We start from the raw sequence: 24,793 nt of genomic DNA on the forward strand, positions 1-24,793 counted from the left end.
CTTCGGGGTCACGTCCCTAGAAACAAGAGCCTAACAGCCATGACCGCGATCGATCCGTCAAAAGCGCCGCACGTCCTGTCCGACCGACAGAGGCTGTGGGCGTTCTGGCTGGGCTGTCTGGTGGTCACGGCCGGCGTGCTGCTGCACCTGCCGATGTACCTGATGGGCGCCGACATCGGCTACCGGCTGGCGGGCATGCCGATGGACCTGGGGATGACGATCGGCATGCTGATCATCCCGCCCGGTTGCGCCCTGGCCGGCTGGGGCCTGCTGCCTCGTCGCGGGCACGACCATAGCCATGACCACCACACGGTGGATGTCACCCCACCCGAGGACGCGCCGCTGTCGCGCGCCCACTGGGGCCTGATGGTCACCCTGGTGGTGGCCCTGATCATCGACATCATGAAGCCGGCCAGCCTGGGTTTCGTGGTGCCGGGCATGATCAAGGAATACGAAGTCTCCAAGGCCATGGTCGCCTGGCTGCCGTTCGCGGCCCTGACGGGCACGGTGACCGGCTCGATCATCTGGGGGATTCTGGCCGACATCTTCGGCCGCCGGGCCTCCATCCTGCTGTCGGCGGTGATGTTCGTCGGCACCTCGATCTGCGGGGCCATGCCCGATTTCTGGTGGAACGTCGGCATGTGCTTCATGATGGGCGCGGCCGCCGGCGGCCTGCTGCCCGTGGTCTACGCCCTGCTGGCCGAGACCATGCCGTCCAAGCATCGCGGCTGGAGCCTGGTGCTGGTCGGCGGCCTGGGCGCGGTGGGCGGCTATCTGGCCTCGTCGGGCCTCTCGGCGCTGCTGCAGCCCGAGTTCGGCTGGCGGATCATGTGGTTCCTGAACCTGCCGACCGGCCTGATCCTGATCGCCCTGTCCGGCGCGATCCCCGAGTCGGCCAAGTTCCTGTTGACCATCGGCCGGATCGACGCCGCCCACGCGATCATGAAGCGGTTCGGCTCGGTGGTGCGCGAGCGCGACGAGACCCCGGCCGAAGCCGCCGACCATCACCACCACGTCCTGACCGCCCCGCCGATCGAGCGGCGGTTCGCCGGCATGACCACGGCGCTGAGCATCGCGGCGGTCGCCTGGGGGCTGGTGAACTTCGGCCTGCTGCTGTGGCTGCCGGCCGAGCTGGTGTCCAAGGGCTACAGCATGGGCGTCTCCAGCCAGCTGCTGGCCAAGTCGGCCCTGATCGCCTTCCCGACGGTGTTCGTCTGCGCCTTCCTCTACAGCCGCTGGAGCACGAAGTGGTCGCTGGTCGGCACGATGGTGGTCAGCGCCATCGGCGTGGCGGGCGTGCTGACCATCGAGAACGGCGCCAGCCCGATCCTGCCGGTGGCCCTGATGATCATCGGCACCAACGGCCTGCTGGCCATCCTGCTGCCCTACGCCGCCGAGAGTTATCCGCTGCGGGTCCGGGGCCGGGCCACCGGCTGGATCGCCGCCTGCAGCAAGTCCGGCGGCCTGATCGCCCAGCTGCTCGGCATCCTGGGCGCGGTGCCGGCCCTGAAGGTGGCCGCGCTGGTGATCATCATCCCGCTGGCCATCGCCGCGCTGCTGACGGCGCGCTTCGGCGCCGAGACGCGCGGACGGGATCTGCGGGAACTCGAAAAATAGTTGTCTTCCCGGGCGAAGACCCGGGATCGCGGCAAGCGCGGGCGTTTTCTGCGGTCCCGGCTCTGCGCGCTTCGCGCTTGGCCGGGATGACAGTTTCTGAGGTCAGCCCGCGATCGCCGCGGCGTCGCGTTCGCCGGTGCGGATCCGCAGGGCCTGTTCCAGGTCCAGGACGAAGACCTTGCCGTCGCCGATCTTGCCGGTGTTGGCGGTGCGCTGCAGGGCCTCGATGACGGGCTCGAGCACGTCGGTCGGCACGGCGATCTCCAGCTTGACCTTCGGCAGCAGCTTCACCTCGTACTCGGCGCCGCGATAGACCTCGGTCTTGCCCTTCTGGCGGCCGTAGCCGCGGACCTCGGTGACCGTCAACCCTGACGCCCCCGCCTCGGTGACCGCTTCGAGCACCGCGTCGAGGCGGCTCGGCTTAATCACGGCGACGATCATCTTCATGGCGCGGCTCCCAGGAGCGAACGGTTGTTGCGACTCCAAGCTAGGCGTCGAAACGCTTCGCTCCAAGTCAGATCAGCGGTCTCGACCGCTCGGCGCCTGAGGAACGGGCGCCTTTTGAACGGGAATAGGCCGCCCGCCGGTGTGGCGCGCAGGGGTCGGACCCGCGGGACTGGGCAGCAGAACGCCTGGCGCGAACACCCGCGCCCGGGCCCGATGGCCGCGCGGCTTGACCGCGAAGGTCTGCTTGATCGCCTCCATCAGGATGATTCCGGCGAAGCGCGGCCACAGGCGCGCCCCGACCTGTTCGAACCCTTCGGCCCAGCTGGCCATGGCTCCGACGGGCGGGACATAGAGGGCGCGGGTCCAGCCGGCCGGCTCCAGGCCCGCCTCGCGGATCAGGCTCTCCAGCTGGCTGCGGCTATAGGGGCGGCCGTGGCCGAACGGCGTACGCTCCGCCCCGGTCCAGACCCCGTCGCGCGAAGAAGCCGCCACGATCAGCCGGCCGGTGGGGGCCATCACCCGGCCAATCTCGGCCAGCAGGGCGGCGGGATCGTCGGCTTCTTCCAGGGCATGGACGGCCAGGACACGGTCGAACATGGCGTTCGGCAGAGGCAGGGCCGTCTCCTCGACCAGGCAGGCCTGGTTGCGGCCGCCGTGCGGCCAGACCTCCACCCCCTGCTGGGCGGGCATGGCGGCCACGACGCGTCGGGCGTTGGTCCGGGCCGCATCGAGGAAGGGCGTGGCGTAGCCGACACCCAGCACGTCGAGCCCCCGGGTGTCGCCCCAGGCCTCCTCGACCTTGCGGGTCAGCATGGTCCTCGCCGCGCGGCCCAAGGGGGCGGCGTAGAAGGCTCTCAAGTCCAGCACGTCGCGGCGCATTGAGTCTCCCGGGCGCAGAGGCCATCCTTGTATTCGCGTCGGCGTCGGCGCGATAGAGCAAGCGCCCATGGCCCTGACCGTTCATCAGTTCCCGTGCCTGTCCGACAACTACGGCTTCCTCGCGCGCGACGAAGCCACCGGCAAGGTCGCGACCATCGACACCCCTGACGCCGACGCCATCCTCGCGCAGCTGGCCAAGCTGGGCTGGAGCCTGGACCTGATCCTCAACACCCACTGGCACCCGGACCATGCGGGCGGCAACGAGGCGCTGAAGAAAACCACGGGTGCGACGATCACCGGCCCGGCCGAAGTGACCCGCATCGCGCCCCTCGATCGGGTCGTGCGCGGCGGTGACATGGTGATGCTGGGCGAGACGCGGTTCGCGGTGATCGACGTCGGCGGCCACACCCTGGGCCACATCGCCTATCACGACGCGGCCGACCACATCGCCTTCGTCGGCGACACCCTGTTCGCCCTGGGCTGCGGGCGACTGTTCGAGGGCACGCCCGAGCAGATGTGGGACTCGCTGGCGCGGGTCACGGACCTGCCGGACGACACCACCGTCTATTGCGCCCACGAATATACGGCCTCGAATGCCCGTTTCGCCCTGTCGGTCGACGACGACCCGGCCCTGCAAGCGCGGGCCGAGGCGGTGTTCGCGGCCCGCGCGCGCGGCGAGCCGACCGTGCCGACCACCATCGCGGCCGAGAAGGCCACCAATCCGTTCTTGCGCGCGCCGCTGCTGCGGCCCGGCGCCGCCTCGCCCGCCCTGGCCTTCGCCGAGATCCGGGCCGCCAAGGACAGCTTCAAGGGATGAGCAGCGTGAACGGTATCGCCGGCGACCTGGGCGCCAAGGAAATTGTCCGGATGCTGGATCTTCAGCCGCATCCCGAGGGCGGCTGGTATCGCCAGACTTTTCAGGACGCGCCCGGAGCCGACGGCCGCCCGGCCTCGACCTGCATCTACTATCTGCTGGAGGCCGAACAGATGTCGGCCTGGCACCGGGTCGACGCGGTCGAGACCTGGCACTGGTACGCCGGCGCGCCGCTTTCGCTGACCCTGTCGCCGCCCGATGGCGCGGGCGCGACCGGCTATGTCCTCAGCCCCGACCTCCGCGCCGGCTGCCGGCCCCAGGTGGTCGTCCCGACCCTGTGGTGGCAGACCGCCGTCGGCCTGGGCGCCTGGACCCTGGTCGGCTGCACCGTGGCGCCGGGCTTCCGGTTCGAGGGGTTCGAGATGGCGCCGCGCGACTGGAGCCCCTCGCGCGGCTGATCTGGCAGCCGCGTCAACCTGCCGCAGCTCCCCGATTGGGGTACCCATAGTGGGCAACTTGGTCGCATGGCGTCGTTCGATGAGCCATGCAATCCTTTTCAGGTCACGCTGTTCGCGCGACCAGGGGAACCGAGTCACCTATGTCCGATGAGTACGTCAACGCTCGCGCGGCTACCCGCTACGCGACGGATTACATTTTACGCTGGGTCGAAATCGCCAACGAGGTCCACGGTTCGGACCTGCTTTACGCCCTCGTCTTCACCACCCTGTGGGCGGGCAATTGCTCGCACATCCGAGGCGGCGGCGTCTATTCCGAGGTCAACGACATTCCGCCGGACAACGAACGCCGGCCGCTGACCGTCCGCCAAGTCGCCGACTCCCTGGGCCTGCCGTACGAAACCGTCCGCCGGCGCTTCGTCGAGATGCTGGAAAAGGGCATGGCCCAGCGCATCGGCCGCGAGGGCTTCATCGTCCCGCAGTCGGCCCTGTCCAAGCCCGAGGTCCTGCACGGCCTGAAACGGTCGCACGTCAGCCTGACCCGCTTCCTCAAGGAATTGAAGACGATCGGCGTCGAGGCGGCCTAGTTCGCCTAGACGCTGCTGCCTCGGACCACGAGCTCGACGGGCGCGAGGGTCGAGGCCGCGTCCTCGCCGGCCATGCGGCGGAACAGCAGGTCGACCATCGCCCGCGCGCCGAACGCCAGGTCCTGGCGCACCGTGGTCAGGGGCGGCGCGCTGTGGCGGGCCAGGACGATGTCGTCGAAGCCGACCACCGCCACGTCGCCGGGAACAATCCTGCCCGCCTCGGTCAGCGCGCCGATCGCGGCCAGGGCGACGACGTCCGAAAAGGCGAACACGGCGTCGAAGGCGACGCCGGCGGACAGGAAGGCCGCCACCGTCCGCTGCGCCTCTTCCAGCGTGTAGGGCGTCGGGACCGCCAGGGCGGGATCAAAGGCGATCCCCGCCTCGGCCAGGCCCTTTTTGTAGCCTTCGAAGCGCTGGGCAGCCTCGGGCGCGTCGACCGGGCCGAGGAAAGCGATGCGCGCGCGACCGGCGCCGACCAGATGCGCCACGGCCAGGCGGCCGCCTTCGACATTGTCGCTGCCGACCGCGCAGTAGCGCTGGCCCGGCAGTCGAGCGCCCCAGACCACCATCGGCTTGTAGACGTCGGCGACCGCGTTCAGCGCCGCGTGCTGGGTGCTCTGGCCAATCAGCACCAGGCCGTCGGCGCGGTGCGACTGGATGATCCGCTCCAGCCAGCCCGCCTCGGTGACGACTACCTTGTTCAGCAGGACCGAATAGTCGCGGCGGGTGATCTCGTCCGCCAGGCGGCCGATCATCTCCAGGAAGAACGGGTCCGAGATCAGCTGCCCGGCCTCGTGGGCCACGGGGATGACGACGCCGATGGTGTCGGTCTTGCGCAGGCGCAGATTGCGCGCCGACTGATTGACGACATAGCCGTGGGTCTGGGCGATCTCGACGATCTGGTCGCGCAGAGCCTTGGGGATAAGCGGGTTGCCCGCGAGAGCGCGCGACACCGTCGAGATCGATACGCCCGCCATCCGGGCGATATCGGCCATCTTCAGGCGCCCGCGTTCGGGCGCCTCCACGATGTCGGGGTTATCCATGACGAGACAATAGAACCTTGCGGACGCGCGAAAAGCCTCGACGGCGTCGCAATATGCGCGGTTGTGCGCTGGGGGCGACGCCACGAGGCCGTGTTGGCGAACAGCGATATTCCAGCGGGGTAAACGCCGGCTGAGGGCTTATGGTTACGCTTGCAAGATTTGCAAAGCCCGGCCCGTCAGCGGTTCAGCACCTTGATGATGCGCTTCGACGACGGGCGTCCGGCCAGGCCCTGGTCCGGCGAGTAGGTGATGGTCAGGGCCCCGTCCTTCAAGGCCGCGGAGGGCTTGCGGCCCTCGGCCAGCAGCACCCGGACGATCCGCGAGATCAGCGAGCGGTCGCCTTTGCGGGCCATGCGTTCGAAAGCCTCGGCCACCACGGTGGCGGAGTCGGCCGCCAGGACCGAGGTCTCGGGCCGCACGTCCTGGACCGTCGAGAACTCGACCAGGTGCTGAGCCGCGCGCGTGGCGCGGGCGGAGGCGATGCTGACGCGCTGCACGAAGACGTTGAACGAGATGATCGCCGGCGGCTGAATCGACGACGCCCGGCCGGATACGGCGGCCGCCGCCCCCATCGGGGCGTCGTCCGTGAACAGGATGACGCCGCCCAGCTTGGTGATCCGCAACATGGGCTCGCCCAGGTCGTTGCGATAGATGACGTCGCCGCGCGAGGCCGGCTGGGCCGACAGAACCCAGACCTCGGTGCTGTTGTCGAACTTGATCAGCGGCTGGGGGGCGGCCTGGTCGAAGACGAAGGCGCCGCCGGATTCGGAGACGTAGCGCGCCACGGGCGGGGCTGCGACCCGGCGAGCCTCGGCCGGACCCTTGTGGCCGAGCAGGGCGTCCCGCAGCGAATGCGGAAGTTGCTGGGCGTTCGCCGACGCCGCCATGAGCATCAGAGCCGCGATCGTCAGGGTCGCTCTAGCGCCCCAGTCGCCCAACTCCGCCTTACAGAATTTCATGCGATCCGTACTGCCCGCCGACTGGGGCGAATCTTGGACGCGTTAACGTCCGCTCCCCGAAGTCACGCACATGAGGCCAAACAGCAACAGTGGCCGTCAAGTCCTGGCTTCGGGGAGGCCGTGAGGCTCAGGTCAAGCCATGTACTGGCCGCCGTTCAGGCTGAGCGTGGCGCCGGTCACGAAGCCCGCGCGCTCGCCGGCCAGGAACGAGACCATGTCGGCGATCTCCTCGCCCTTGCCCAGGCGGCCGACCGGGATGCCGCCGATGATGCTGGCCAGCACGTTTTCCGGCACCGCCGCCACCATCTCGGTGTCGATGTAGCCGGGGCAGATCACGTTGACCGTCACGCCCTTCTTGGCGTTCTCCAGGGCCAGGGCCTTGGTGAAGCCGATCAGGCCGGCCTTGGCGGCCGAATAGTTGGTCTGGCCCATCTGGCCCTTCTGGCCGTTGATCGAGCTGATGTTGACGATCCGGCCCCAGTTGCGCTCGCGCATGCCTTCGATCACCGGGCGGGTCATGTTGAAGGCCGAGTCCATGTTGACCCGGATCACTTCCGACCACTGCTCGTAGGTCATCTTGTGCAGCATGCCGTCGCGAGTGATGCCGGCGTTGTTGACCAGCACGTCGATCGGACCCAGTTCGGCCTCGACCTTCTTCACGGCGGCGGCGCAGTCGTCGAACGAGCCGACATTGCCTTTGACGACCATCACGCCCAGCTCCTTGGCGCAGGCGGCGGCCGCTTCCTCGTTGCCGGAATAGCCGGCCGCGACCCTCATGCCGTCGGCCACCAGTCGTTCGCAGATCGCTCGGCCAATCCCGCGCGTGCCGCCGGTCACGAACGCAACTCTCGTCATCTTGTCTCTCCCGATCGCAGATTCTTATGGTTGCACGTGATCCGCGCGCCCCCGCAAGGAGAGGAAGCGCGCGGCCACGGTTAAGGTTGCGCCGCCTTGAAGGCTTTAGGCGCTCAGATGGCCTCGACGCACATGGCCACGCCCATGCCGCCGCCGACGCACAAGGTGGCCAGGCCCTTCTTGGCGCCGGAACGCTTCATCTCGTGCAGCAGGGTGGTCAGGATCCGAGCGCCCGAGGCGCCGATCGGGTGGCCGATGGCGATGGCGCCGCCGTTGACATTGACCTTGGCCGGGTCGAGGCCCAGCTCGCGGACCACGCACAGCGACTGGGCGGCGAAGGCCTCGTTGCTCTCGATCAGGTCGAGGTCGGACACGCTCCAGCCGGCCTTCTCCAGCGCCTTCTTCGAGGCCGGGATCGGGCCGGTGCCCATGATCTCGGGATCGACGCCGGCATTGGCCCACGAGGCGATGCGGGCCAGAGGCTTGAGGCCGCGCTTGGCGGCTTCGTCGGCGCTCATCAGCACCAGGGCGGCGGCGCCGTCATTGAGGCCCGAGGCGTTGGCGGCGGTGACCGAGCCTTCCTTGTTGAACACGGGCTTCAGGCCGGCGACGCTTTCCAGCGTCGCGCCGTGGCGGATGAACTCGTCCTTGTCGACGATGGTGTCGCCCTTGCGGCCCTTGATGGTGACCGGGACGATCTCCTCGTCGAACTTGCCGCCCTTCTGGGCCGCCTCGGCCTTGTTCTGGCTGGCGACGGCGAACTTGTCCTGGTCCTCGCGGGTGATCTGCCAGCGGTTGGCGATGTTCTCGGCCGTCTGGCCCATGTGGTAGCCGTGGAAGGCGTCCCACAGGCCGTCCTTGATCATGGTGTCGACGAAGCTGAGGTCGCCCATCTTCTGGCCGCCGCGCAGGTTCTGGGCGTGAGGGGCCTGGCTCATGCTCTCCTGGCCGCCGGCCACGACGATCTTGGCCGAGCCGTCCGCGATCTGCTGAGCGCCCAAGGCCACGGCGCGCAGGCCCGAGCCGCACAGCTGGTTCAGGCTCCAGGCCGGGCTCTCCAGCGGGATGCCGGCCTTCACGGACGCTTGGCGGGCGGGACCCTGGCCGGCGGCGGCCTGCAGCACCTGGCCCAGGATCACCTCGTCGATGTCGGCCGGCGTCAGGCCGGCGCGGGAGACGGCGGCCTGGATCGCGAGCTTGCCGAGGTCGGAGGCTGGCAGGCTGGCGAGCGCCCCGTTGAACGAGCCGACCGGCGTGCGGGCGGCGGAGACGATGACGATGTCGCTCATGCGATAGCTCCCGTGACGTTCTGACGTGACGCTTGCGCGGTTGCGGCGTCCGTTCTTTTGCAGTGCAGCATCAGCATGCACATCCGAACCGCGTTCGTCACGAGCACATTTTCACGCCTTGGCGACGGCTCCAAGTCATCAGACCACTGGCGCCATGCCTTTGCATCCGCGATACTGCGGTGCGAGAAGCGGACGTAACCGCTGTCCTAGGGAACGAAATGTCCGAGAACCCTGAAAAAGGCGAAACGGCCGCCGGAGCCGAGAAATCGGCCGGTCAACGCGTGATCATCAAGAAATACGCCAACCGTCGCCTCTACAACACAGCGTCTTCCTCGTACGTCACCCTCGAACACCTGTCGGACATGGTGAAGGAGGGCGTCGATTTCGTGGTCTATGACGCCAAGACCAACGACGACATCACGCGCTCGGTCCTGACCCAGATCATCTTCGAGGAAGAGAACCGCGGCGGCGGCCAGAACCTGCTGCCGATCCAGTTCCTGCGCCAGCTGATCGGCTTCTACGGCAATTCGATGCAGGCCTTCCTGCCCTCGTACCTCGAGATGTCGCTGGAGAGCTTCTCCAAGCAGCAGGAGCGCATGCGCGGCCAGTTCGCGGGCATGGCGCCCGGCAAGATCCCCGGCATGGGCGTCTACGAAGAGCAGATCCGCCAGAACATGGCGCTGTTCGACCGGGCCATGAAGATGTTCTCGCCGTTCGCCTATGTCCGCCCGGAGGACGCCGCGGCGGCCGCCCAGGCCGAGCCGGCGCCGGCCCCCGCGGCCGCCCCGTCCAGCGACGATTCCCTGGCCGATCTCAAGCGCCAGATGGAGGCGATGCAGGAGCAGCTCGCCAAGTTGGCGAACAAGCCTTAACCAAACCGATCCAGTCGTTCTTAACCGTCCTGGCCCTAAGGTCCTGGCCATGAACGACCCGATCGATCCCATTCGACGCTCTGGTCCCGCGCGCCGCGCCCTGCCGGCGCCGCGCGACAGCGGTCGTCATGAGACCGACGAGGAGACGGTGTTCGTCGTCGAGGACGAGACGCCGCCCCCGCCCCGGCCGCCGCGTCGCGAAGGCTTCGCCGCCTTCGCCGCCCACGTCATGGGCCAGTCCGGACAGAAGCGCGGCCTGCGCGGTGGGCAGGAAGTGCTCGACACGGCCAGATCGACCTATCTCGGGACGGAATATTCCGGCGAGGCCGACCGCCGTCCCAAGGCGGGCCTGCTGAAGAAGACCAACATCTAAAGCTTCATCGGCGCTTCAAGGCGGCCAGCTCGGCCTCCAGAGCGGCGATACGCGCCTCCAGCGCCGCGATCCGCTGGCTGTCGCTCGGCGGCGGCGGTCTGACGCCAGCCCGCGAGGCGGCCTCGGCCGTCGTCACGCCCAGAAGCTCGGCGAAAGCAGACACTTCCCGCATCGACAGCTCGCGCTGATCCTTGAAGGCCAGGTCCAGTTCGGCCTCGGCCAGACCCGCCGCGGCGGCCAGGACGGCGCGGGTCAGGCCGCGCTCGGCCAGACGCGCATCGTACCAGGGGGCGTCGAAGAACAGGGCCATCAGCGGCGACCGCCTGCTTGGCGCCAGTCTTGCTTGATCGTCGGTGACCTCAACGCCGCGAGCCCTCCATGCTGTCCGTCGCCATCCGCATCTTCGACGTCGCCATCGTGGCCTTGATCTTCACGGCGCTGACCTAGCTCACGCTGATTCCAGCAGCATCATCGTGCCCTGGCCGCCGTCGGCGCAGATGCTGACGATGGCGCGTTCGCCCTTCGGGCGGGCGGCCAGCTCCTTCACCGCCTGACTGAGGATCCGCGCGCCGGTGGCCCCGAACGGGTGACCCAGGGCGAGACTGCCGCCATGCGGGTTCATGCGGTCGCGCGGGAATTGGCCCAGCGCCGCCGTCACGCCCGCCTTGTCCGACAGGAACTTGGCGCTCTCCCAGGCGGCGATGTGCGACAGCACCTGGGCCGCGAAGGCCTCGTGGATCTCCCACAGCGAGACGTCGGCATAGGTCATGCCGTTGCGGGCCAGCAGGCGTGGCACGCCGTAGGCCGGGGCCATCAGCAGGCCCTCGTGGCGCAGGTCGATCGAGGTGACCTCGTGGTCGATGATCCTGACCTTCGGCGTCTCGCCCGGCAGCCGGCCCATGCCGATCTCCGAGCCGACCCAGATCGCCGCCGCCCCGTCGGTCAAGGGCGAGGAATTGCCCGCCGTCAGCGTGCCCTTGCCGCTGGTCTTGTCGAAGGCGGGGCCCAGCTTGGCCAGCTTCTCCAGCGAGGTGTCCTTGCGCGGGATGGTGTCGCGCTTGGCGCCGCCGATCGGGATGACCAGGTCGTCGAAGAAACCGCTCTCCCAGCCCTTCACCGCGTCGAGGTGGCTGGCGAGCGCGATGGCGTCCTGGTCGGCGCGGGACAGGTTCCAGTCCTTGGCGGTGATCTCGGTGTGCTCGCCCATGGAAAGGCCGGTCACCCGGTTGGCGACCTTGGGGATGAAGAGGCGGACGTCCTTGAGGTTCAGAGCGCCGAGGGCTTGGAGCCGTTGCTGGCCGGTCCGGGCGCCCTGGAACCTGCGGATCCAGTCGGAGAGGGCGACCGACAGGCCGATCTGCACCCGGCTCATGCTTTCGACGCCGCCGACCAGGGCCAGATCGCGGCCGCGCCCGTCGATCATGCCCGCGGCCTGGATCGCGCCGATCATGCTGGTCGAGCAGGCCATCACCGTCGAAAAGGCGGGGATGGTCGGGTCGGCGCCGGCGTCCAGCAGCACCTCGCGGGCGATGTTGCTCCAGGTCAGGTTCGGAATGACCGTGCCCCAGACGGCGAAGTCGGGCCGCGCGCCTTTCGTCAGCATCGCCTTCACGACGGGCACGGACAGCTCGATCGCATCGTAAGAGGCCAGAGGACCATCGACCTTGGCGAACGGCGTGCGGACACCGGCGGCCAACCAGACGTTGGTGGCCTTCGAAACGGACGATTTGGCGGCGGGCATGGGCGTGAACTCCGGGGCGCGGAAACCTTGGCCCTATATGGGGTCGCCCATTCCTTCTTGTCGAATGTCGCCATGACCTGCCGCAACTTCGGCGTCCGGTCGGCCCCTTAGGCGCGCGCCCCTATTTGCACGCGGGCGCGCGGAGGCTTAATCGGCTGGCATGAGCACCGATCAAGACCTCGACACCAAGAAGGCGCGCGCCAAGGCGTGGTTCGAAAGCCTGCGCGACCAGATCTGCGCCGCCTTCGAGCAGCTGGAGGACGAGGCGCCCGCGGACCTCTATCCCGGCGAACCCGGCCGGTTCGAGAAGAAGCCCTGGGAGCGCGCGGCCGGCGGCGGCGGCGTCATGGGCATGATGCATGGCCGCCTGTTCGAGAAGGTCGGCGTCCACGTCTCGACGGTGCACGGGACCTTCACGCCCGAGATGGCGGCCAGCGTGCCCGGCGCGGCCGAGGACCCCCGCTTCTACGCCACGGGGATCAGCCTGATCGCCCACATGACCAGCCCGCGCGTGCCGGCCGTGCACATGAACACCCGCTTCATCGCCACGACCAAGAGCTGGTTCGGCGGCGGCGGCGACCTGACCCCCTTGCTCGGCTACCAGCGCCAGCAGGACTTCCCGGACGCCGTCGACTTCCACGCCGCCTACCAGCGGGCCTGCGACAAGTACGATCCGGCCTGGCACGCCAAGTACAAGGCCTGGTGCGACGAGTACTTCTTCCTGCCCCACCGCAACGAGCCGCGCGGGATCGGCGGCATCTTCTACGACCATCACGACAGCGGCGACTGGGAGCGGGACTTCGCCTTCACCCAGGACGTCGGCCGGGCGTTCCTCGAGATCTATCCGGACCTCGTCCGCCGCCGCATGCGCGAGGCCTGGACGGCCGACGAGCGCGAGCAGCAGCTGGCGCAGCGCGGGCGCTATGTCGAGTTCAACCTGCTCTACGATCGCGGGACCATGTTCGGCCTCAAGACCGGCGGCAATGTCGAGTCGATCCTCAGCTCGATGCCGCCGATCGTGAAGTGGCCCTAGGTCGGACCTCGTTCGCGGGACGGGGCCTGGAGCCCGCCGCGCCCTAGGAGGCCCGGATCTTCACCACCTTCGACGGCCCGACCTGGCGCAGGTCCTCGACCAGGTCGAACAGCTGGGCGCGGACGGCCGCTTCGTCGCCGTCCTCGGCCAGGGCGTCGAGGGTCTCCAGGCGCGCGTCCTCGATGGTCGGGGCGGGCGAGAGGCGCAGGGCCTCCATGATGCCGGGGGCCTTGGGCCGGGCGACCTCGTTCACGTCGACCAGGGTCTCGGTCAGCTTCTCGCCGGGACGCAGGCCGGTGATCTGGATCTCGATGTCGCGGCCGGGGACCAGACCCTGCAGCTCGATCATCCGCTTGGCCAGGTCGATGATCTTGACCGGCTCGCCCATCTCCAGGGTCAGGACCCCGGCCTCGGGCTCGGAGGCGATCATCGACAGGGCCACGGCCCGCAACACCAGCTGCACGGCCTCGGGGATGGTCATGAAGTAGCGCTCGACCTCGGCGTCGGTCAGGGTGATCGGGCCGCCGCGGGCGATCTGGCTCTGGAAGATCGGCACCACCGAGCCGGCCGAGCCCAGCACGTTGCCGAACCGGACGATGCTGACGCGCATGTCGCCGCCGCCGCCGTACTGGCGAGCCACGGCCTCGGCCACGCGCTTGGCCGCGCCCATCACGCTGGTCGGGGCCACGGCCTTGTCGGTGGAGATCAAGGCCAGGTGCGCCGCGCCGCAGGCCTTGGCGGCGATCGCGACGTTGCGGGTGCCCAGCACGTTGGTGCGCACGCCCTCGCACGGATGGTTCTCGACCAGGGTGACGTGCTTCAGCGCCGCGGCGTGGAAGATGATGTCCGGCTTCTGCTCGGCGAAGACGCGATGGACCCGGGCGGCGTCGCGCACGTCGCAGAGGATCTCGCGGCGATGTAGGGCCGGGTGGCTCTCGGCGATCTCGCGGTCGATGTGGAACAGGTTGTATTCCGAGGCGTCGACCATGGTCAGGTGGGAACAGCCGCTGGCGGCGATCTGGCGGCACAGCTCCGAGCCGATGCTGCCGCCGGCTCCGGTGACCACCACGCGGCGGCCCGAGACCAGGGCGCGGACCGGCTCGGGATCCAGGCGCACCGGCGGACGGCTCAGCAGCTCTTCCAGGCTGATCTCGCGCAGGACCGGTCCGGGCGGGGCGCCAGCGCCCATCTCGACCACGCCATGGCGGCGCAGCAGGCGCACGCCCTCGGTCTTCAGCCGGCCCAGGCGCTCGGCCCCGAAGGTGCTCATGGCGCTGTCGGTCAGGAACAGGATGGCCGACGGCGACAGGCCGCTGTCGCGCAGGCGGGCCAGCACCCGGTCGAAGTCGGCGATCGCGCCCAGCACGCAGACGCCGCGCAGCTCGTCGCCGGTCTCGCGGTCCAGCGGCGAGACGACGCCGATCGGGGCGTAGCGTTCGCCCAGGCCGGCGGGCGCGCGCAGGAAGGCTTCGGCCTCGGACGCCGAGCCGACGATCAGCAGGCGCGGCAGGGCCGGGTGCATCGAGGCGGGACCCAGGCGCAGCACCGAGTCGAGCAGCAGGCGCTCGTGCAGGCTGCGGCGGATCACGCGCAAGGCCGACAGGAAGGTGCCCTGGATCAGCGCGGCCCCGGCCACGGTGCGCAGGCCGCCATCGATGCCGGGATGGAACAGGCGGGTCAGGACCATGAAGGTCGCCGCCGTCAGCACGGCCGAGCGGAACAGGCGCAGGTGGTCGCTGGCCGACACGAAACGCCAGGGCGCGCGCTCGACGCGGAACAGCAGCTCGACGATCAGCGCCGACAGGGCGTAGCCGCCCGCCTGCAGCAGCGTGTCCCGCGTGAACGGCATGTCGATGACGAGGTAGCGCCCGACCAGCAGGGCCAGGAAGGCCAGCAGGACGTGGGTCGCGATCTTGCCTGCATGCCCCATGAAACGAACCTCTTGAGCCTGAAGGCCGGGGCGCGCCCCGGGGGAGAGTCGGTCCCGAAGTAGCACGCCAATTCGCCGTCGTCGCGGTTTCAGCCGCGACGGAGGGGCAGAACTTCCACGACGTCGTTCGCCGAAACGGCCGGCGCGCCGGCCCGCCGGCGCAACAGGGCGTCGGCCCGCGAGAACACGCCGACCAGCGAGGAATCCTGATCCGGGAAGGCTTTGGCGACCGTTCGGCCCTCGGCGTCGACCGACAGGACCGCCCGCATCCAGTGCTCGCGCGGGCCGGTGGCGGGCAGGGGCTCGGCCAGCCGGGCGGCGACCAGGCGCGGCTCGGCGTCGGCGCCCGACAGGGACGCCAGCAGCGGCCGCAGGAACAGCTCGGCGCAGACCATGGCCGAGGCTGGGTTGCCGGGCAGGCCCAGAACCCGGCGGCTATCGGAGAGCCGTCCGAACCAGGTCGGCTTGCCCGGGCGGACCGCGACCGTCTCGACGGCGAGCTCCAGGCCCAGAGTGCGCAGGGCCGGCTTGACCAGGTCGTGGTCGCCGACCGAGGCGCCGCCGATGGTGACGATCAGGTCGGCGTCCACCGGCGCCACGGCAGCGGCGATCGCCTCAGCGTCGTCGGCCGCAGCGGTCAGGCGGACGGCCTCGCCGCCCCAGGCCTGGATCAGGGCCACGAGGCTGAACGAGCCGCTCTCGAAGATCTGGTCGGGACGGGGCGCTCCGCCGGGCGGGACCAGCTCGTCGCCGGTGGCCAGGATCGCCACGCGCGGCCGGCGGGCGACCGGAACCCTTGCCAGGCCGGCCGAGGCGACCAGGCCCAGCCGCCAGGGATCGATGACCTGGCCGGGCGCCAGCAAGGCGTCGCCGGCTTTGAAGTCGCCGCCGGCGGGGCGGATGTTGGACTTGGGATCCTCGCCGGCTTCGAAGCGGACGGCGTCGCCCTCGCGGACGGCCTCTTCCTGGATGATCACCAGGTCAGCGCCGGCCGGGACCGGGGCGCCGGTGAAGATGCGAACCGCCTCGCCGGCCTCGACGGCTCGCGCGAAGGCCTTGCCCGCCGCGCTCTCGCCGGCGATCGCGAAAGCCTTGCCGGACGTGTAATCCGCGCGACGGATCGCCCAGCCGTCCATGGCCGAGGCGTCGAACGGCGGCTGAGGGCGCGAGGCGACGACGGGTTCGGCCAGCACGCGGCCCAGGCTGTCGGCGATGGTGACGGTCTCGACGCCCAGGCGCGCGACGCCGTCCAGCATCCGGGCGCGGGCGTCCTCGACGGTGAGGTTCTTGAGGTTGGTGGGATCAGCCATGCGTCCCCTTCGTAACAGATCCCTCTCTCTGAGAGAGAGGGAGGGGCCCGCCGCGAAGCGGTGGGAGGGTGAGAGGTTACACCGCTGCCGCGAAATCCTGGATCTTGCGTACCAGGTTCCTAGCTTCGTTCGTCTTCGCCGGAGTTTCGTTCTGAGAGGGCGTACCCTCTCACCCTCCCACGCCAGGGGCGTGGACCCCTCCCTCTCTCCATGAGAGAGGGTTTTTACTTACCCCACGAACGCCCGCTCGATCACGAAGTCGCCCGGGTCGGCGTTGGAGCCTTCCTTCAGGCCATGGGCCTCGAGCAGGGCGGCGGTGTCCTTGATCATGGCCATCGAGCCGCACAGCATGGCGCGGTCGTGCTCGGGGTCGAACTTCACCTGGTCCAGGCCGAGGTCGCGGAAGATCTGGCCGGAGGTGATCAGGTCGGTGAAGCGGCCCTGGCGCTCGAACGGCTCGCGGGTCACGGTCGGATAGTAGGTCAGCTGGGCCTTGGCCTCGTCGCCGACCAGCGGGTCGTCGTGGATCTCGGCCGTGAACAGGTCGCGATAGGCCAGTTCCTGCACCTCGCGCACGCCGTGGGCGACGATCACCCGCTCGAAACGGGCGTAGGCGTCGGGGTCGCGAGCCACCGACAGCCAAGGCGCCAGGCCCGTGCCGGTGCCGAACAGGAACAGGCGCTTGCCCGGGCGGACGGCGTCCAAAACCAGGGTGCCGGTCGGCTTCTTGCCCAACAGGACCTCGTCGCCTTCCTGGATCAGCTGCAGGCGCGAGGTCAGCGGGCCGTCGGGGACCTTGATCGAGAAGAATTCCAGCTCCTCGGCGAAGTGCGGCGAGGCCACCGAATAGGCGCGCAGGATCGGCTTCTTCTCGCCCAGTTCCTCGCGCGGCGGCAGGCCGATCATCACGAACTCGCCCGAGCGGAAGCGTAAGCTGGCCGGACGGGTGATCGCGAAGCTGAACAGCCGGTCGGTCCAGTGCTTGACCCACAGCACCTTCTCGACGTGGTGCGGGGCTTCCTTCACGGGGGGCGTGGGAACGGTCGCGGTGGCCGTCATCTGAACTCTTGTGTCCTGTGCGCGCGCTCGGCGCGGAAGAAGCGCCAGCCCTCGTTGAAACTCAAGGGGGCGGCGCGGATGAAGCCGCCTTGGCCCTCTGGCGGCGCCTGTCTCATGTGAGCATGGCCGTCTTGATGTCAACGCGGGTTGTCTAAAGCGGACTTCGGAAAATCTGGACGCGCCGGCGGCGCGAAACCGCTGTGTCGGGAAGTCGTAAGATCACGCGAGTATTCGAGTGGAACAGAAAGCACCGTCTCGGTCCGCGAACAGTCGTTCAGATGAGAAAGAGTGTCATCTGAGGTCGGCAAGAGATTGCGCGGTTCGCGCCAGAGTTCTGAAACCCCGTGCGCCTGTCGTCCGGTTAAGGACAATCTTTTTCCCAAACCGCGAAACCGCCGCACCGCTTTTTCGAAAACGTCAAAAATGTGATTGCCGGGTCTCCAAACGAGGCGCAGACTTCGTTTTGCTTCGTTCGCGGAGCCAACGATACGGAGGAACGTATGCGGGTATGGTTCGTAGGGGCCGCCGCGGCGGCCGGTCTGTTAGCGTTTGGGTTGGCTGGTTGCAGCGACGGCGGCGCGAAGACGAAAGTCGCGCAAGCCAATCAAGTTGTCGTCGAAGGAACACCTATCACGGCGTCGGGCTGCGTGCGGCCCGTCGAAAAGACCAATTGCCTCGTCGTGAAGGGTCGCGGCGGCGGCTATTATGACATCAGCTCCGCCAGTCCAGCGCCCGACCTGTCCAAGGGCGTGGCGGTGTCGCTGCGCGGCACGGACAGCGGCAAGAACACTCAGTGCGGACGTGAGCTGACGAACATCAAGTTCAGCTACCTGGGCATTCAGTGTGGCGCGACCTTGCCGGCCAGTGCGTCCACGGACGCCGATAAGGACAAGGCGGCCAAGACCAAGACCGAGAAGGCCGGCTGATCTAGCCGCCTTCCGGATGACCTCAACCCTCGCCGGAGCCCGGATCGGTCCGGGTCTTCGGCGAACGGACGCTGTCGGCCGCGCCCCGCGGCTCGGTGGCCGGCCGGGGAGGCTGTCCTTCCCGAGGCGCGGACCGCTGGTTCTCGTGCTCGACCTCCCGATTCGACGGGCGGCCGGAGGAAGAAGGCTGTGAGGGCTGGCTGGAGATCGTCGGCATGGAAGGGTAACGCCCGATCCGAGCCTTCGATCCTGTCGCGAATCTCGTGCGAGATCGGCCCGGAACCCCGTCCACGAACGCCGCCTACAACCCGGCCGCCAACGCGGCCCATTGGCCTGAAACGCCGCGAACCCGCCAAACCTCAGCGCGCCGCTTGCCCGCCGGGTGCGACCCTGCTAAATGGCGCGGCTCTGGCGACTGGACGTGGCGCGTCGAGGCTGCAAAGCCCTCTGGCGCGCTGTCTGTCTCCGGGTGTCCGTCAGCCCGAAAGGGCGGTCGGTCTGCAGGAGTGTAGCTCAGCTGGTAGAGCGTCGGTCTCCAAAACCGAAAGTCGTGGGTTCGAGTCCCCCCACTCCTGCCACTATATGTTTGCGACGGGTCGGCTTCCGGCCTCGTCACATTTGAAAGTCGTGAGCCTCTAAAGCATGGCCAGGAAACCGGGATCCAGCCCGTCCGCGATCAAGTCCCGCGCCGCCAAGACGGCCGCGGCGATGGCGCCCGCTGGCGCAGCCGCGACGAGCGCCGCCCCCGCCGCCCCGAAGAAGCGCACCAGCCCGGTGCAGTTCTTCCGCGAGGTCCGCGCCGAGACCCGCAAGATCACCTGGACCACCCGCAAGGAGACCTGGATCACCTCGGTGATGGTCTTCATCATGGTGGTGATGGCGTCGCTGTTCTTCCTCGCCGTCGACGGCGGTCTGGGCTTCGCCGTGAACCAGCTTCTGAAGCTGGCCACCTCGGGATAAGATAGAGCGATGAGCACCGAAACCGCCTCGAACCCGAACCACAAGTGGTACATCGTCCACGCCTACTCGAATTTCGAGAAGAAGGTGGCCGAGAGCATCCGCGAGCAGGCCAAGAACCAGGGCCTGGAGGAGAACTTCTCCGAGATCCTGGTGCCGACCGAAGAGGTCGTCGAGATCCGCCGCGGCCGTAAGGTCAACGCCGAGCGCAAGTTCTTCCCGGGCTACGTCCTGGTGAAGATGAACCTCTCGGACGAGGCCTATCACCTGATCAAGAACACCCCGAAGGTGACGGGCTTCCTGGGCAGCGGCTCCAAGCCGATGCCGGTCTCCGAAAAGGAAGTCCAGCGCATCGTCGGCGCCATCGAGGAAGGCGTCGCCGCCCCGAAGGCCGTGGTGCTGTACGAAGTGGGCGAGAACGTCCGCGTCACCGACGGCCCGTTCGCCAGCTTCAACGGCTCGGTCGAATATGTCGACGAGGAGAAGGCCCGCCTGCGGGTCACCGTCTCGATCTTCGGCCGCGCCACCCCGGTCGAGCTGGAATACAGCCAGGTCGAAAAGATCGCCTGATCCTTCGCTCGAACTGAAGCTTTCGAAAGCCCCGCGCCGGCAACGGCGCGGGGCTTTTGCGTTGTGGGCGTCGGCGCGGTGGGGTGAAGTTATCCACAGGGGCGACTCCCTTCTCCCCTTGCGGGAGAAGGTGGCCCGAAGGGCCGGATGAGGGATTGATAGACCTGTCGGCTTGGCGCCTAGCATCAATCGCCGCCGCGGCGGATCCCATCTTCAACCCCTCACCCGACCGCCTCCGGCGGCCACCCTCTCCCGCAAGGGGAGAGGGAAATTCCCGTGGATATCCCCGCTAAAAAATACGCGTTTCTGTTTTCCGACAACCACTTATACGAAAACGCACGTTTCCTGTCCCCGCTACTTTTTCCGGCCTCATGCTTATTCCCATGAGCCAGATCCAAACCCCCTCGCCCAGCCAATGGTGCGCCGACCTGCAGGTCAAGCTGATGGCCGCCCTCGACGCGGCCTGGGCCTTGGCCGAGAAGAGCGACGACCCGACCGTGATCGCCCGGGCCCGCGACAAGGCCAGGCTGTGCGGCCAGATGGCGGCCGAGGCCCGCAAGGTCGTCGCCCTGCTCCCGCCGCCCAAACCCGAGAAGCCCTTGCTCCGGCCGGCCGCCGCCACCGCGCCGCTGATCGCGGCCGCCGAGCGTGAGCTCGAGGCCGAGATCAAGCCGCCGGCGGCCCAGGCCCTGGCGATGCAGGCGGCCTTGCGGAAGCTGAAACGGCGATAGGGGATCGCCCGCTTTGACTCCGTAGCGATTAAGAACGAACCTGCCTCTCGGACAACGGAGGAAACCCCCAATGGTCGAAGCATCCAGGGGCGCGTGCCTGGTGGTGGGCGTCGGCGATGGTGTGGGCGGGGCGATCGCCCGGGCCTTCGCGGGCGAGGGCTACACGGTCTGCATGACCCGCCGGCCGCGTCACCTCGACCAGCTGGAAGCGCTGGCTGTCGAGATCCGTCAGAACGGCGGCGACGCCCGCGCCTATGGCGTCGACGCCCGGCAGGAGGCCGAGATGGTCGCCCTGGTCGACCGCATCGAGGCCGAGGTCGGACCGCTGGAGGTGGTGGTCTTCAACATCGGCGCGAACGTGCGGTTCGGCGTCGTCGAGACCACCGCCCAGGTGTTTTCCAAGGTCTGGGAGATGGCCTGCTTCGCCGGCTTTCTGACCGGACGCGAGGCGGCGCGGGTCATGCTGCCGCGCGGCCGGGGCACGATCCTGTTCACCGGGGCCAGCGCCTCCTTGCGCGGCAAGGACGGCTTCTCGGCCTTCGCCTCGGCCAAGGCCGGTCTGAGGGCCATGGCCCAAAGCCTGGCGCGCGAGGTCGGGCCCAAGGGGATCCACGTGGCCCATGTGGTGGTCGACGGCGCGATCGACGGGGTCTTCACGCGCTCGATCCGCGACGACGTCGAAGGGCTGCTGGCCCGCGACGAGATCCTCAAGCCCGACGACATCGCCGCGAACTATGTCTGGCTGCACCGCCAGCCGCGCTCGGCCTGGACCCACGAGGTCGACCTGCGGCCCTGGGGAGAGACCTGGTGAGCGGAGGGCGCGAGATGACCAAAGCCATCGACTTCATCTTCGACTTCGGCAGCCCCAACGCCTACTTGGCCTGGAAGGTGCTGCCGGCGATCGCCGCCCGCCACGGCGCGACCGTCAACCTGCTGCCGTGCCTGCTGGGCGGGATCTTCAAGGCGACCGGCAACCAGGCCCCGGCCATCGCCTTCAGCGGCGTGAAGGGCAAGATGGACTACGAGATGCTGGAGATGCGCCGCTTTATCGCCGCGCATGACCTGGCGGCGTTCCGCTTCAATCCGCACTTCCCGGTCAACACCCTGCTGCTGATGCGCGGCATGATCGCGGCCCAGCGCATGGGCATCGGCGAGGCCTATCTCGACGCGATGCTGAAGGGCATGTGGGAGGACGGGCTGAAGCTGGACGATCCGGACGTGTTCGTGGCCGCGGCCGACGCGGCCGGCCTGGACGGCGCGGCCCTGCTGGCGGCGACGGCCGATCCCGAGGTCAAGGCGGGGCTGATGGCCAATACCGAAGCGGCCGTGGCGCGCGGAACGTTCGGCATCCCGACCTTCTTCGTCGGCGACGAGATGTTCTTCGGCAAGGAACGCCTGGGCCAGGTCGAGGCGGAGTTGGCGAGGGGGTAGGGCTCAGTCTACCCCGTTGCCTTCCTAGGCCTTGTGCCTAGGACCCATGGCGGCGCCAGGCTTGGAGATTTCGGGAGCGTTCCGTCGCGTGGCCGCGCACCTGGAATTCGCAGCGCGAACGGAACGATGGATCCTAGGCACAAGGCCTAGGAAGGCGGGGATTGTCGCTCGAAATCTTCGGTATCTTTGTGTGATTGGTCATGGGGGAGAGCCCGAGGCACAGCATGGCCATGTCCGACCCCGTCCTCGTTCGCCCGATCGCCCGTTCCGACCACGGCCAGTGGCTGCCCCTGTGGGACGGCTACAACGCCTTCTATGGCCGGGAGGGCGACACCGCCTTGGATCCGGCGGTCACCGCCACGACCTGGGAACGGTTCTTCGACGCCTATGAGCCGGTCCACGCCCTAGTGGCCGAGCGGGAAGGACGGCTGCTGGGCCTGACCCACTACCTGTTCCACCGCAGCACCACGGCCATAGCGCCCAGCTGCTACCTGCAGGACCTGTTCACGACGGCCGAGGCGCGCGGGCGGGGCGTGGGCCGGGCGCTGATCGAGGCGGTCTACGAAGCGGCGCGCCAGGCCGGCGTCCCTAGGGTCTATTGGCAGACCCACGAGACCAACGAAACGGCGATGCGGCTGTACGACCAGGTGGCGGAGAAGTCCGGTTTTCTGGTGTACCGGCGGATGGTGTGAGGCGCTCCAACACAGGCCTCCCCGGCAAGGCCCGCGGCGAGTGGATCCTTCCCCCAAGCGGCGCTATCCTGGCCGTCTGACCTCCACCCTTGCGGAACGCGGAAGACCGGATGGATCGTATCGAGGCGATGCGGGTGTTCGTCGCCGCGCTGGACGAGGGCAGCCTGGCCGGGGCCGGGCGTCGGTTGAACCGCTCGCCGGCCGCCGTCAGCCGGGCGATCGCCTTCCTGGAGCACCGTGTCGGGGCCGAGCTGCTGCACCGCACGACCCGCAGCCTGCGGCTCAGCGAGGCCGGCGAGCGCTACGCCGCCGCCTGCCGGCGCATCCTGGTCGACCTGGAGGAGGCCGACCTGTCGGCCCTGGGCGAGCGCTCGGCCCCGCGCGGGACCCTGACCATTTCCGCCCCGCCGATCAGCGGCGAAGAGATCCTGCGCCCCGTCATCGACGCCTATCTGCGGGCCTACCCGGCCGTCTGCGTGAACCTGGTGCTGCTGGACCGTCACACCAACCTGGTCGAGGAGGGCATCGACGTCGCCCTGCGGGTCGGCCAGCTGCCGGACTCCTCGCTGATCGCCGTGCGGGTCGGCGGCGACGTCAAGCGGGTGATCGCCGCCTCGCCCCGCTACCTGGACACTCACCCCCGCATCGAAGAGCCGGCCGACCTGGCCAAGCACCAGATCGTCACCACCACCCATTTCGGCCATGACACCTGGGTGTTCCCGCCGGCCCCGGGCGCGACGATCGCCCGGTCGGTGCATTTCAAGCCGCGGCTGGTGGTCAACAGCGTCCGCGCCGCCCTAGCCTCGGCCGTCGAGGGCCTGGGGGTGACGCGGCTCTACACCTATCACGTGGCCCCGCGCGTGCTGGATGGGAGCTTGCGGATCGTGCTGCGCGACGCCGAGCCGCCGCCCCTGCCCGTCCACCTGATCACGCCCCAGGGCCGGACCGCGACGCCGAAGGTCCGCGCCTTCCTCGACTTCGCCGCGCCCCGGCTGAAGGCCGCGTTCGCCGGACTGTCGGCCGACGCCGAGGCGCTGACGTCGTAGCGCTGCATTCAACCGCCACACGGAAGGATGCCTGCCGGACGGCGTCCATTCAGTTGTTTCGCGATCGAACCGACATTGCCTCTCATCCGATGGCGATCTCCGCATCGGACCAAACGAATGAGGCAAGTCATGAGCAACGAACGGAAGGTCGCCATCGTCACCGGCGCGTCGCAAGGCATCGGCGCCGAACTGGTCAAGGCCTATCGCGACCGCGACTATCGGGTGGTGGCCACGTCGCGCTCGATCAAGCAGGGCGCCGATCCCGACATCCTGGCCGTCGCCGGCGACATCGGCGACCCGGCCACCGCCGATCGGATCGTCGCCAAGGCCCTGGCCCGGTTCGGCCGGATCGACACCCTGGTCAACAACGCCGGGATCTTCCAGGCCAAGCCGTTCACCGCCTATACGGCCGACGACTTCGCCGCCAAGGTCTCGACCAACCTGGCCGGCTTCTTCCACATCACCCAGCGCGCCGCCGCCCAGATGCTGAAGCAGGGCTCGGGCCATATCGTCAGCATCACCACCAGCCTGACCGACCATGCCCTGGCCGACGTGCCTGCAGCCCTGGCCAACCTGACCAAGGGCGGCATCAACTCGGCGACCAAGTCGCTGGCCATCGAGTTCGCCGACAAGGGCGTGCGGGTCAACGCCGTCTCGCCGGGGGTAATCAAGACCCCGATGCACGCGCCCGAAACCCACGCCTTCCTGGCCGCCCTGCATCCGGTCGGCCGCCTGGGCGAGATCCGCGACGTGGTCGAGGCCGTGCTCTATCTGGAGAGCGCCGGCTTCGTGACGGGCGAGATCCTGCACGTCGACGGCGGCCAGAGCGCCGGTCACTAGGCTTCAGCCGACAGGAGAGACTCCGATGCCCATGGTCACCATCCAAGTCACCCGCGAAGGCTCCGGCCCCGGCCGCTCGGCCGTCACCGCCGACGAGAAGGCCAAGCTGATCGCCGGCGTCAGCCAGCTGCTGCTGGACGTGCTGCACAAGCCGCTGGACTCCACCTTCGTCGTCATCGAGGAGGTCGAGCTGGAAAACTGGGGCTGGGGCGGCCTGCCCGTGCCCGAATACCGCCGACGCCTGGCCGCCGGCCAGACTTGATACCCCTATCCGGGCCGCCCCAGCGGCCCGGGTCTTCACAACAGGAGATGGGCCGCCCACGTCAGGACGGCCCGG

28 protein-coding genes and 1 tRNA gene are annotated in these 24,793 nt (G+C 68.7%); 18 read left to right on the plus strand and 11 right to left on the minus strand.

Annotation, left to right across the window (positions count from 1 at the left end; translation table 11 throughout):
- The first annotated feature begins 39 nt into the window (after positions 1–39).
- Positions 40–1,617, plus strand: a complete 1,578-nt coding sequence (locus tag ASC70_RS22165) for an MFS transporter (RefSeq protein ID WP_056054783.1) — start codon at positions 40–42, stop codon at positions 1,615–1,617.
- A 102-nt stretch (positions 1,618–1,719) separates the two neighbouring features.
- On the opposite strand, the gene ASC70_RS22170 is transcribed toward ASC70_RS22165, so the two are convergent.
- Both ASC70_RS22170 and ASC70_RS22175 read right to left on the minus strand, forming a co-directional pair.
- Positions 1,720–2,064: a P-II family nitrogen regulator gene (locus ASC70_RS22170; protein ID WP_047411696.1), complete on the minus strand. Its 345-nt coding sequence runs from the start codon at positions 2,062–2,064 to the stop codon at positions 1,720–1,722.
- A 72-nt stretch (positions 2,065–2,136) separates the two neighbouring features.
- Entirely contained in the window at positions 2,137–2,943 is an 807-nt protein-coding gene (locus tag ASC70_RS22175) for a class I SAM-dependent methyltransferase (RefSeq protein WP_056054785.1), read from the minus strand.
- A 67-nt stretch (positions 2,944–3,010) separates the two neighbouring features.
- Here ASC70_RS22175 and gloB point away from each other — a divergent pair, with 67 nt between their 5' ends.
- From gloB to ASC70_RS22190, 3 genes are all read left to right on the plus strand, one after another.
- On the plus strand, positions 3,011–3,760 hold the full coding sequence (gene gloB / locus ASC70_RS22180) for a hydroxyacylglutathione hydrolase (RefSeq protein ID WP_056054787.1): 750 nt from the start codon (positions 3,011–3,013) through the stop codon (positions 3,758–3,760).
- A 5-nt stretch (positions 3,761–3,765) separates the two neighbouring features.
- Positions 3,766–4,215, plus strand: coding sequence for a cupin domain-containing protein (locus ASC70_RS22185; RefSeq protein ID WP_369815111.1), 450 nt, complete (start codon positions 3,766–3,768; stop codon positions 4,213–4,215).
- Positions 4,216–4,355: 140 nt separating this feature from the next.
- Positions 4,356–4,799: a hypothetical protein gene (locus ASC70_RS22190; protein WP_047411707.1), complete on the plus strand. Its 444-nt coding sequence runs from the start codon at positions 4,356–4,358 to the stop codon at positions 4,797–4,799.
- Positions 4,800–4,804: 5 nt separating this feature from the next.
- On the opposite strand, the gene ASC70_RS22195 is transcribed toward ASC70_RS22190, so the two are convergent.
- The 4 genes from ASC70_RS22195 to ASC70_RS22210 form a co-directional block, all read right to left on the minus strand.
- Positions 4,805–5,794, minus strand: a complete 990-nt coding sequence (locus tag ASC70_RS22195; protein WP_056055301.1) for a LacI family DNA-binding transcriptional regulator — start codon at positions 5,792–5,794, stop codon at positions 4,805–4,807.
- A gap of 224 nt (positions 5,795–6,018) precedes the next feature.
- Positions 6,019–6,801, minus strand: coding sequence for a DUF4908 domain-containing protein (locus tag ASC70_RS22200; protein ID WP_047411711.1), 783 nt, complete (start codon positions 6,799–6,801; stop codon positions 6,019–6,021).
- 132 nt (positions 6,802–6,933) lie between these two features.
- On the minus strand, positions 6,934–7,656 hold the full coding sequence (locus ASC70_RS22205; protein ID WP_056054792.1) for a beta-ketoacyl-ACP reductase: 723 nt from the start codon (positions 7,654–7,656) through the stop codon (positions 6,934–6,936).
- Between the two features lie 113 nt (positions 7,657–7,769).
- Entirely contained in the window at positions 7,770–8,945 is a 1,176-nt protein-coding gene (locus ASC70_RS22210) for an acetyl-CoA C-acetyltransferase (protein ID WP_056054795.1), read from the minus strand.
- 218 nt (positions 8,946–9,163) lie between these two features.
- On the opposite strand from ASC70_RS22210, the gene phaR reads away from it, so the two are divergent.
- Both phaR and ASC70_RS22220 read left to right on the plus strand, forming a co-directional pair.
- Positions 9,164–9,817: a polyhydroxyalkanoate synthesis repressor PhaR gene (gene phaR, locus ASC70_RS22215; protein WP_056054798.1), complete on the plus strand. Its 654-nt coding sequence runs from the start codon at positions 9,164–9,166 to the stop codon at positions 9,815–9,817.
- Between the two features lie 49 nt (positions 9,818–9,866).
- Positions 9,867–10,190, plus strand: a complete 324-nt coding sequence (locus tag ASC70_RS22220) for a hypothetical protein (RefSeq protein ID WP_056054800.1) — start codon at positions 9,867–9,869, stop codon at positions 10,188–10,190.
- A gap of 4 nt (positions 10,191–10,194) precedes the next feature.
- On the opposite strand, the gene ASC70_RS22225 is transcribed toward ASC70_RS22220, so the two are convergent.
- Together ASC70_RS22225 and ASC70_RS22230 are read right to left on the minus strand one after the other, a co-directional pair.
- The gene (locus tag ASC70_RS22225; RefSeq protein WP_056054802.1) at positions 10,195–10,500 is read right to left on the minus strand and encodes a helix-turn-helix domain-containing protein; all 306 of its coding nucleotides are present in this window, start codon (positions 10,498–10,500) and stop codon (positions 10,195–10,197) included.
- Positions 10,501–10,638: 138 nt separating this feature from the next.
- The gene (locus tag ASC70_RS22230; RefSeq protein WP_056054805.1) at positions 10,639–11,931 is read right to left on the minus strand and encodes an acetyl-CoA C-acyltransferase; all 1,293 of its coding nucleotides are present in this window, start codon (positions 11,929–11,931) and stop codon (positions 10,639–10,641) included.
- A gap of 160 nt (positions 11,932–12,091) precedes the next feature.
- Between ASC70_RS22230 and hemF the strand changes: the two genes are divergently transcribed.
- Positions 12,092–12,964, plus strand: coding sequence for an oxygen-dependent coproporphyrinogen oxidase (gene hemF / locus ASC70_RS22235; protein ID WP_056054808.1), 873 nt, complete (start codon positions 12,092–12,094; stop codon positions 12,962–12,964).
- 43 nt (positions 12,965–13,007) lie between these two features.
- On the opposite strand, the gene ASC70_RS22240 is transcribed toward hemF, so the two are convergent.
- The 3 genes from ASC70_RS22240 to ASC70_RS22250 form a co-directional block, all read right to left on the minus strand.
- Positions 13,008–14,894, minus strand: coding sequence for a nucleoside-diphosphate sugar epimerase/dehydratase (locus tag ASC70_RS22240; protein WP_056054812.1), 1,887 nt, complete (start codon positions 14,892–14,894; stop codon positions 13,008–13,010).
- 89 nt (positions 14,895–14,983) lie between these two features.
- The gene (gene glp / locus ASC70_RS22245) at positions 14,984–16,204 is read right to left on the minus strand and encodes a gephyrin-like molybdotransferase Glp (protein WP_056054814.1); all 1,221 of its coding nucleotides are present in this window, start codon (positions 16,202–16,204) and stop codon (positions 14,984–14,986) included.
- 228 nt (positions 16,205–16,432) lie between these two features.
- Positions 16,433–17,263: a ferredoxin--NADP reductase gene (locus ASC70_RS22250; protein ID WP_056054817.1), complete on the minus strand. Its 831-nt coding sequence runs from the start codon at positions 17,261–17,263 to the stop codon at positions 16,433–16,435.
- Between the two features lie 500 nt (positions 17,264–17,763).
- Here ASC70_RS22250 and ASC70_RS22255 point away from each other — a divergent pair, with 500 nt between their 5' ends.
- The 11 genes from ASC70_RS22255 (at position 17,764) to ASC70_RS22305 (ending at position 24,718) form a co-directional block, all read left to right on the plus strand.
- A complete protein-coding gene (locus ASC70_RS22255) occupies positions 17,764–18,189 on the plus strand; it encodes a hypothetical protein (RefSeq protein ID WP_047411739.1) in 426 nt (141 codons plus the stop codon).
- 502 nt (positions 18,190–18,691) lie between these two features.
- Positions 18,692–18,767 (plus strand) — tRNA-Trp (locus ASC70_RS22260).
- A 64-nt stretch (positions 18,768–18,831) separates the two neighbouring features.
- The gene (secE, locus tag ASC70_RS22265; RefSeq protein ID WP_056054821.1) at positions 18,832–19,149 is read left to right on the plus strand and encodes a preprotein translocase subunit SecE; all 318 of its coding nucleotides are present in this window, start codon (positions 18,832–18,834) and stop codon (positions 19,147–19,149) included.
- A gap of 9 nt (positions 19,150–19,158) precedes the next feature.
- Positions 19,159–19,716, plus strand: coding sequence for a transcription termination/antitermination protein NusG (gene nusG / locus ASC70_RS22270; protein ID WP_047411743.1), 558 nt, complete (start codon positions 19,159–19,161; stop codon positions 19,714–19,716).
- 383 nt (positions 19,717–20,099) lie between these two features.
- A complete protein-coding gene (locus ASC70_RS22275; RefSeq protein WP_056054824.1) occupies positions 20,100–20,447 on the plus strand; it encodes a hypothetical protein in 348 nt (115 codons plus the stop codon).
- A 70-nt stretch (positions 20,448–20,517) separates the two neighbouring features.
- Complete coding sequence (locus ASC70_RS22280) at positions 20,518–21,258, plus strand: SDR family NAD(P)-dependent oxidoreductase (RefSeq protein ID WP_056054827.1); 741 nt, start codon at positions 20,518–20,520, stop codon at positions 21,256–21,258.
- 14 nt (positions 21,259–21,272) lie between these two features.
- Positions 21,273–21,878, plus strand: a complete 606-nt coding sequence (locus ASC70_RS22285) for a 2-hydroxychromene-2-carboxylate isomerase (RefSeq protein WP_056054830.1) — start codon at positions 21,273–21,275, stop codon at positions 21,876–21,878.
- A gap of 224 nt (positions 21,879–22,102) precedes the next feature.
- A complete protein-coding gene (locus tag ASC70_RS22290; protein ID WP_235519566.1) occupies positions 22,103–22,570 on the plus strand; it encodes a GNAT family N-acetyltransferase in 468 nt (155 codons plus the stop codon).
- Between the two features lie 110 nt (positions 22,571–22,680).
- Complete coding sequence (locus ASC70_RS22295) at positions 22,681–23,616, plus strand: LysR family transcriptional regulator (protein WP_056054833.1); 936 nt, start codon at positions 22,681–22,683, stop codon at positions 23,614–23,616.
- A 129-nt stretch (positions 23,617–23,745) separates the two neighbouring features.
- The gene (locus ASC70_RS22300; protein ID WP_056054835.1) at positions 23,746–24,456 is read left to right on the plus strand and encodes an SDR family NAD(P)-dependent oxidoreductase; all 711 of its coding nucleotides are present in this window, start codon (positions 23,746–23,748) and stop codon (positions 24,454–24,456) included.
- Positions 24,457–24,481: 25 nt separating this feature from the next.
- Positions 24,482–24,718 (plus strand): 4-oxalocrotonate tautomerase family protein, encoded by a 237-nt coding sequence (locus ASC70_RS22305; RefSeq protein ID WP_056054839.1) that lies wholly within the window; start codon positions 24,482–24,484, stop codon positions 24,716–24,718.
- Positions 24,719–24,793 lie beyond the last annotated feature (75 nt).

Origin of the sequence: Caulobacter sp. Root343 (genome assembly GCF_001425745.1) — a bacterium.
In the GTDB taxonomy this organism is placed as follows: domain Bacteria; phylum Pseudomonadota; class Alphaproteobacteria; order Caulobacterales; family Caulobacteraceae; genus Caulobacter.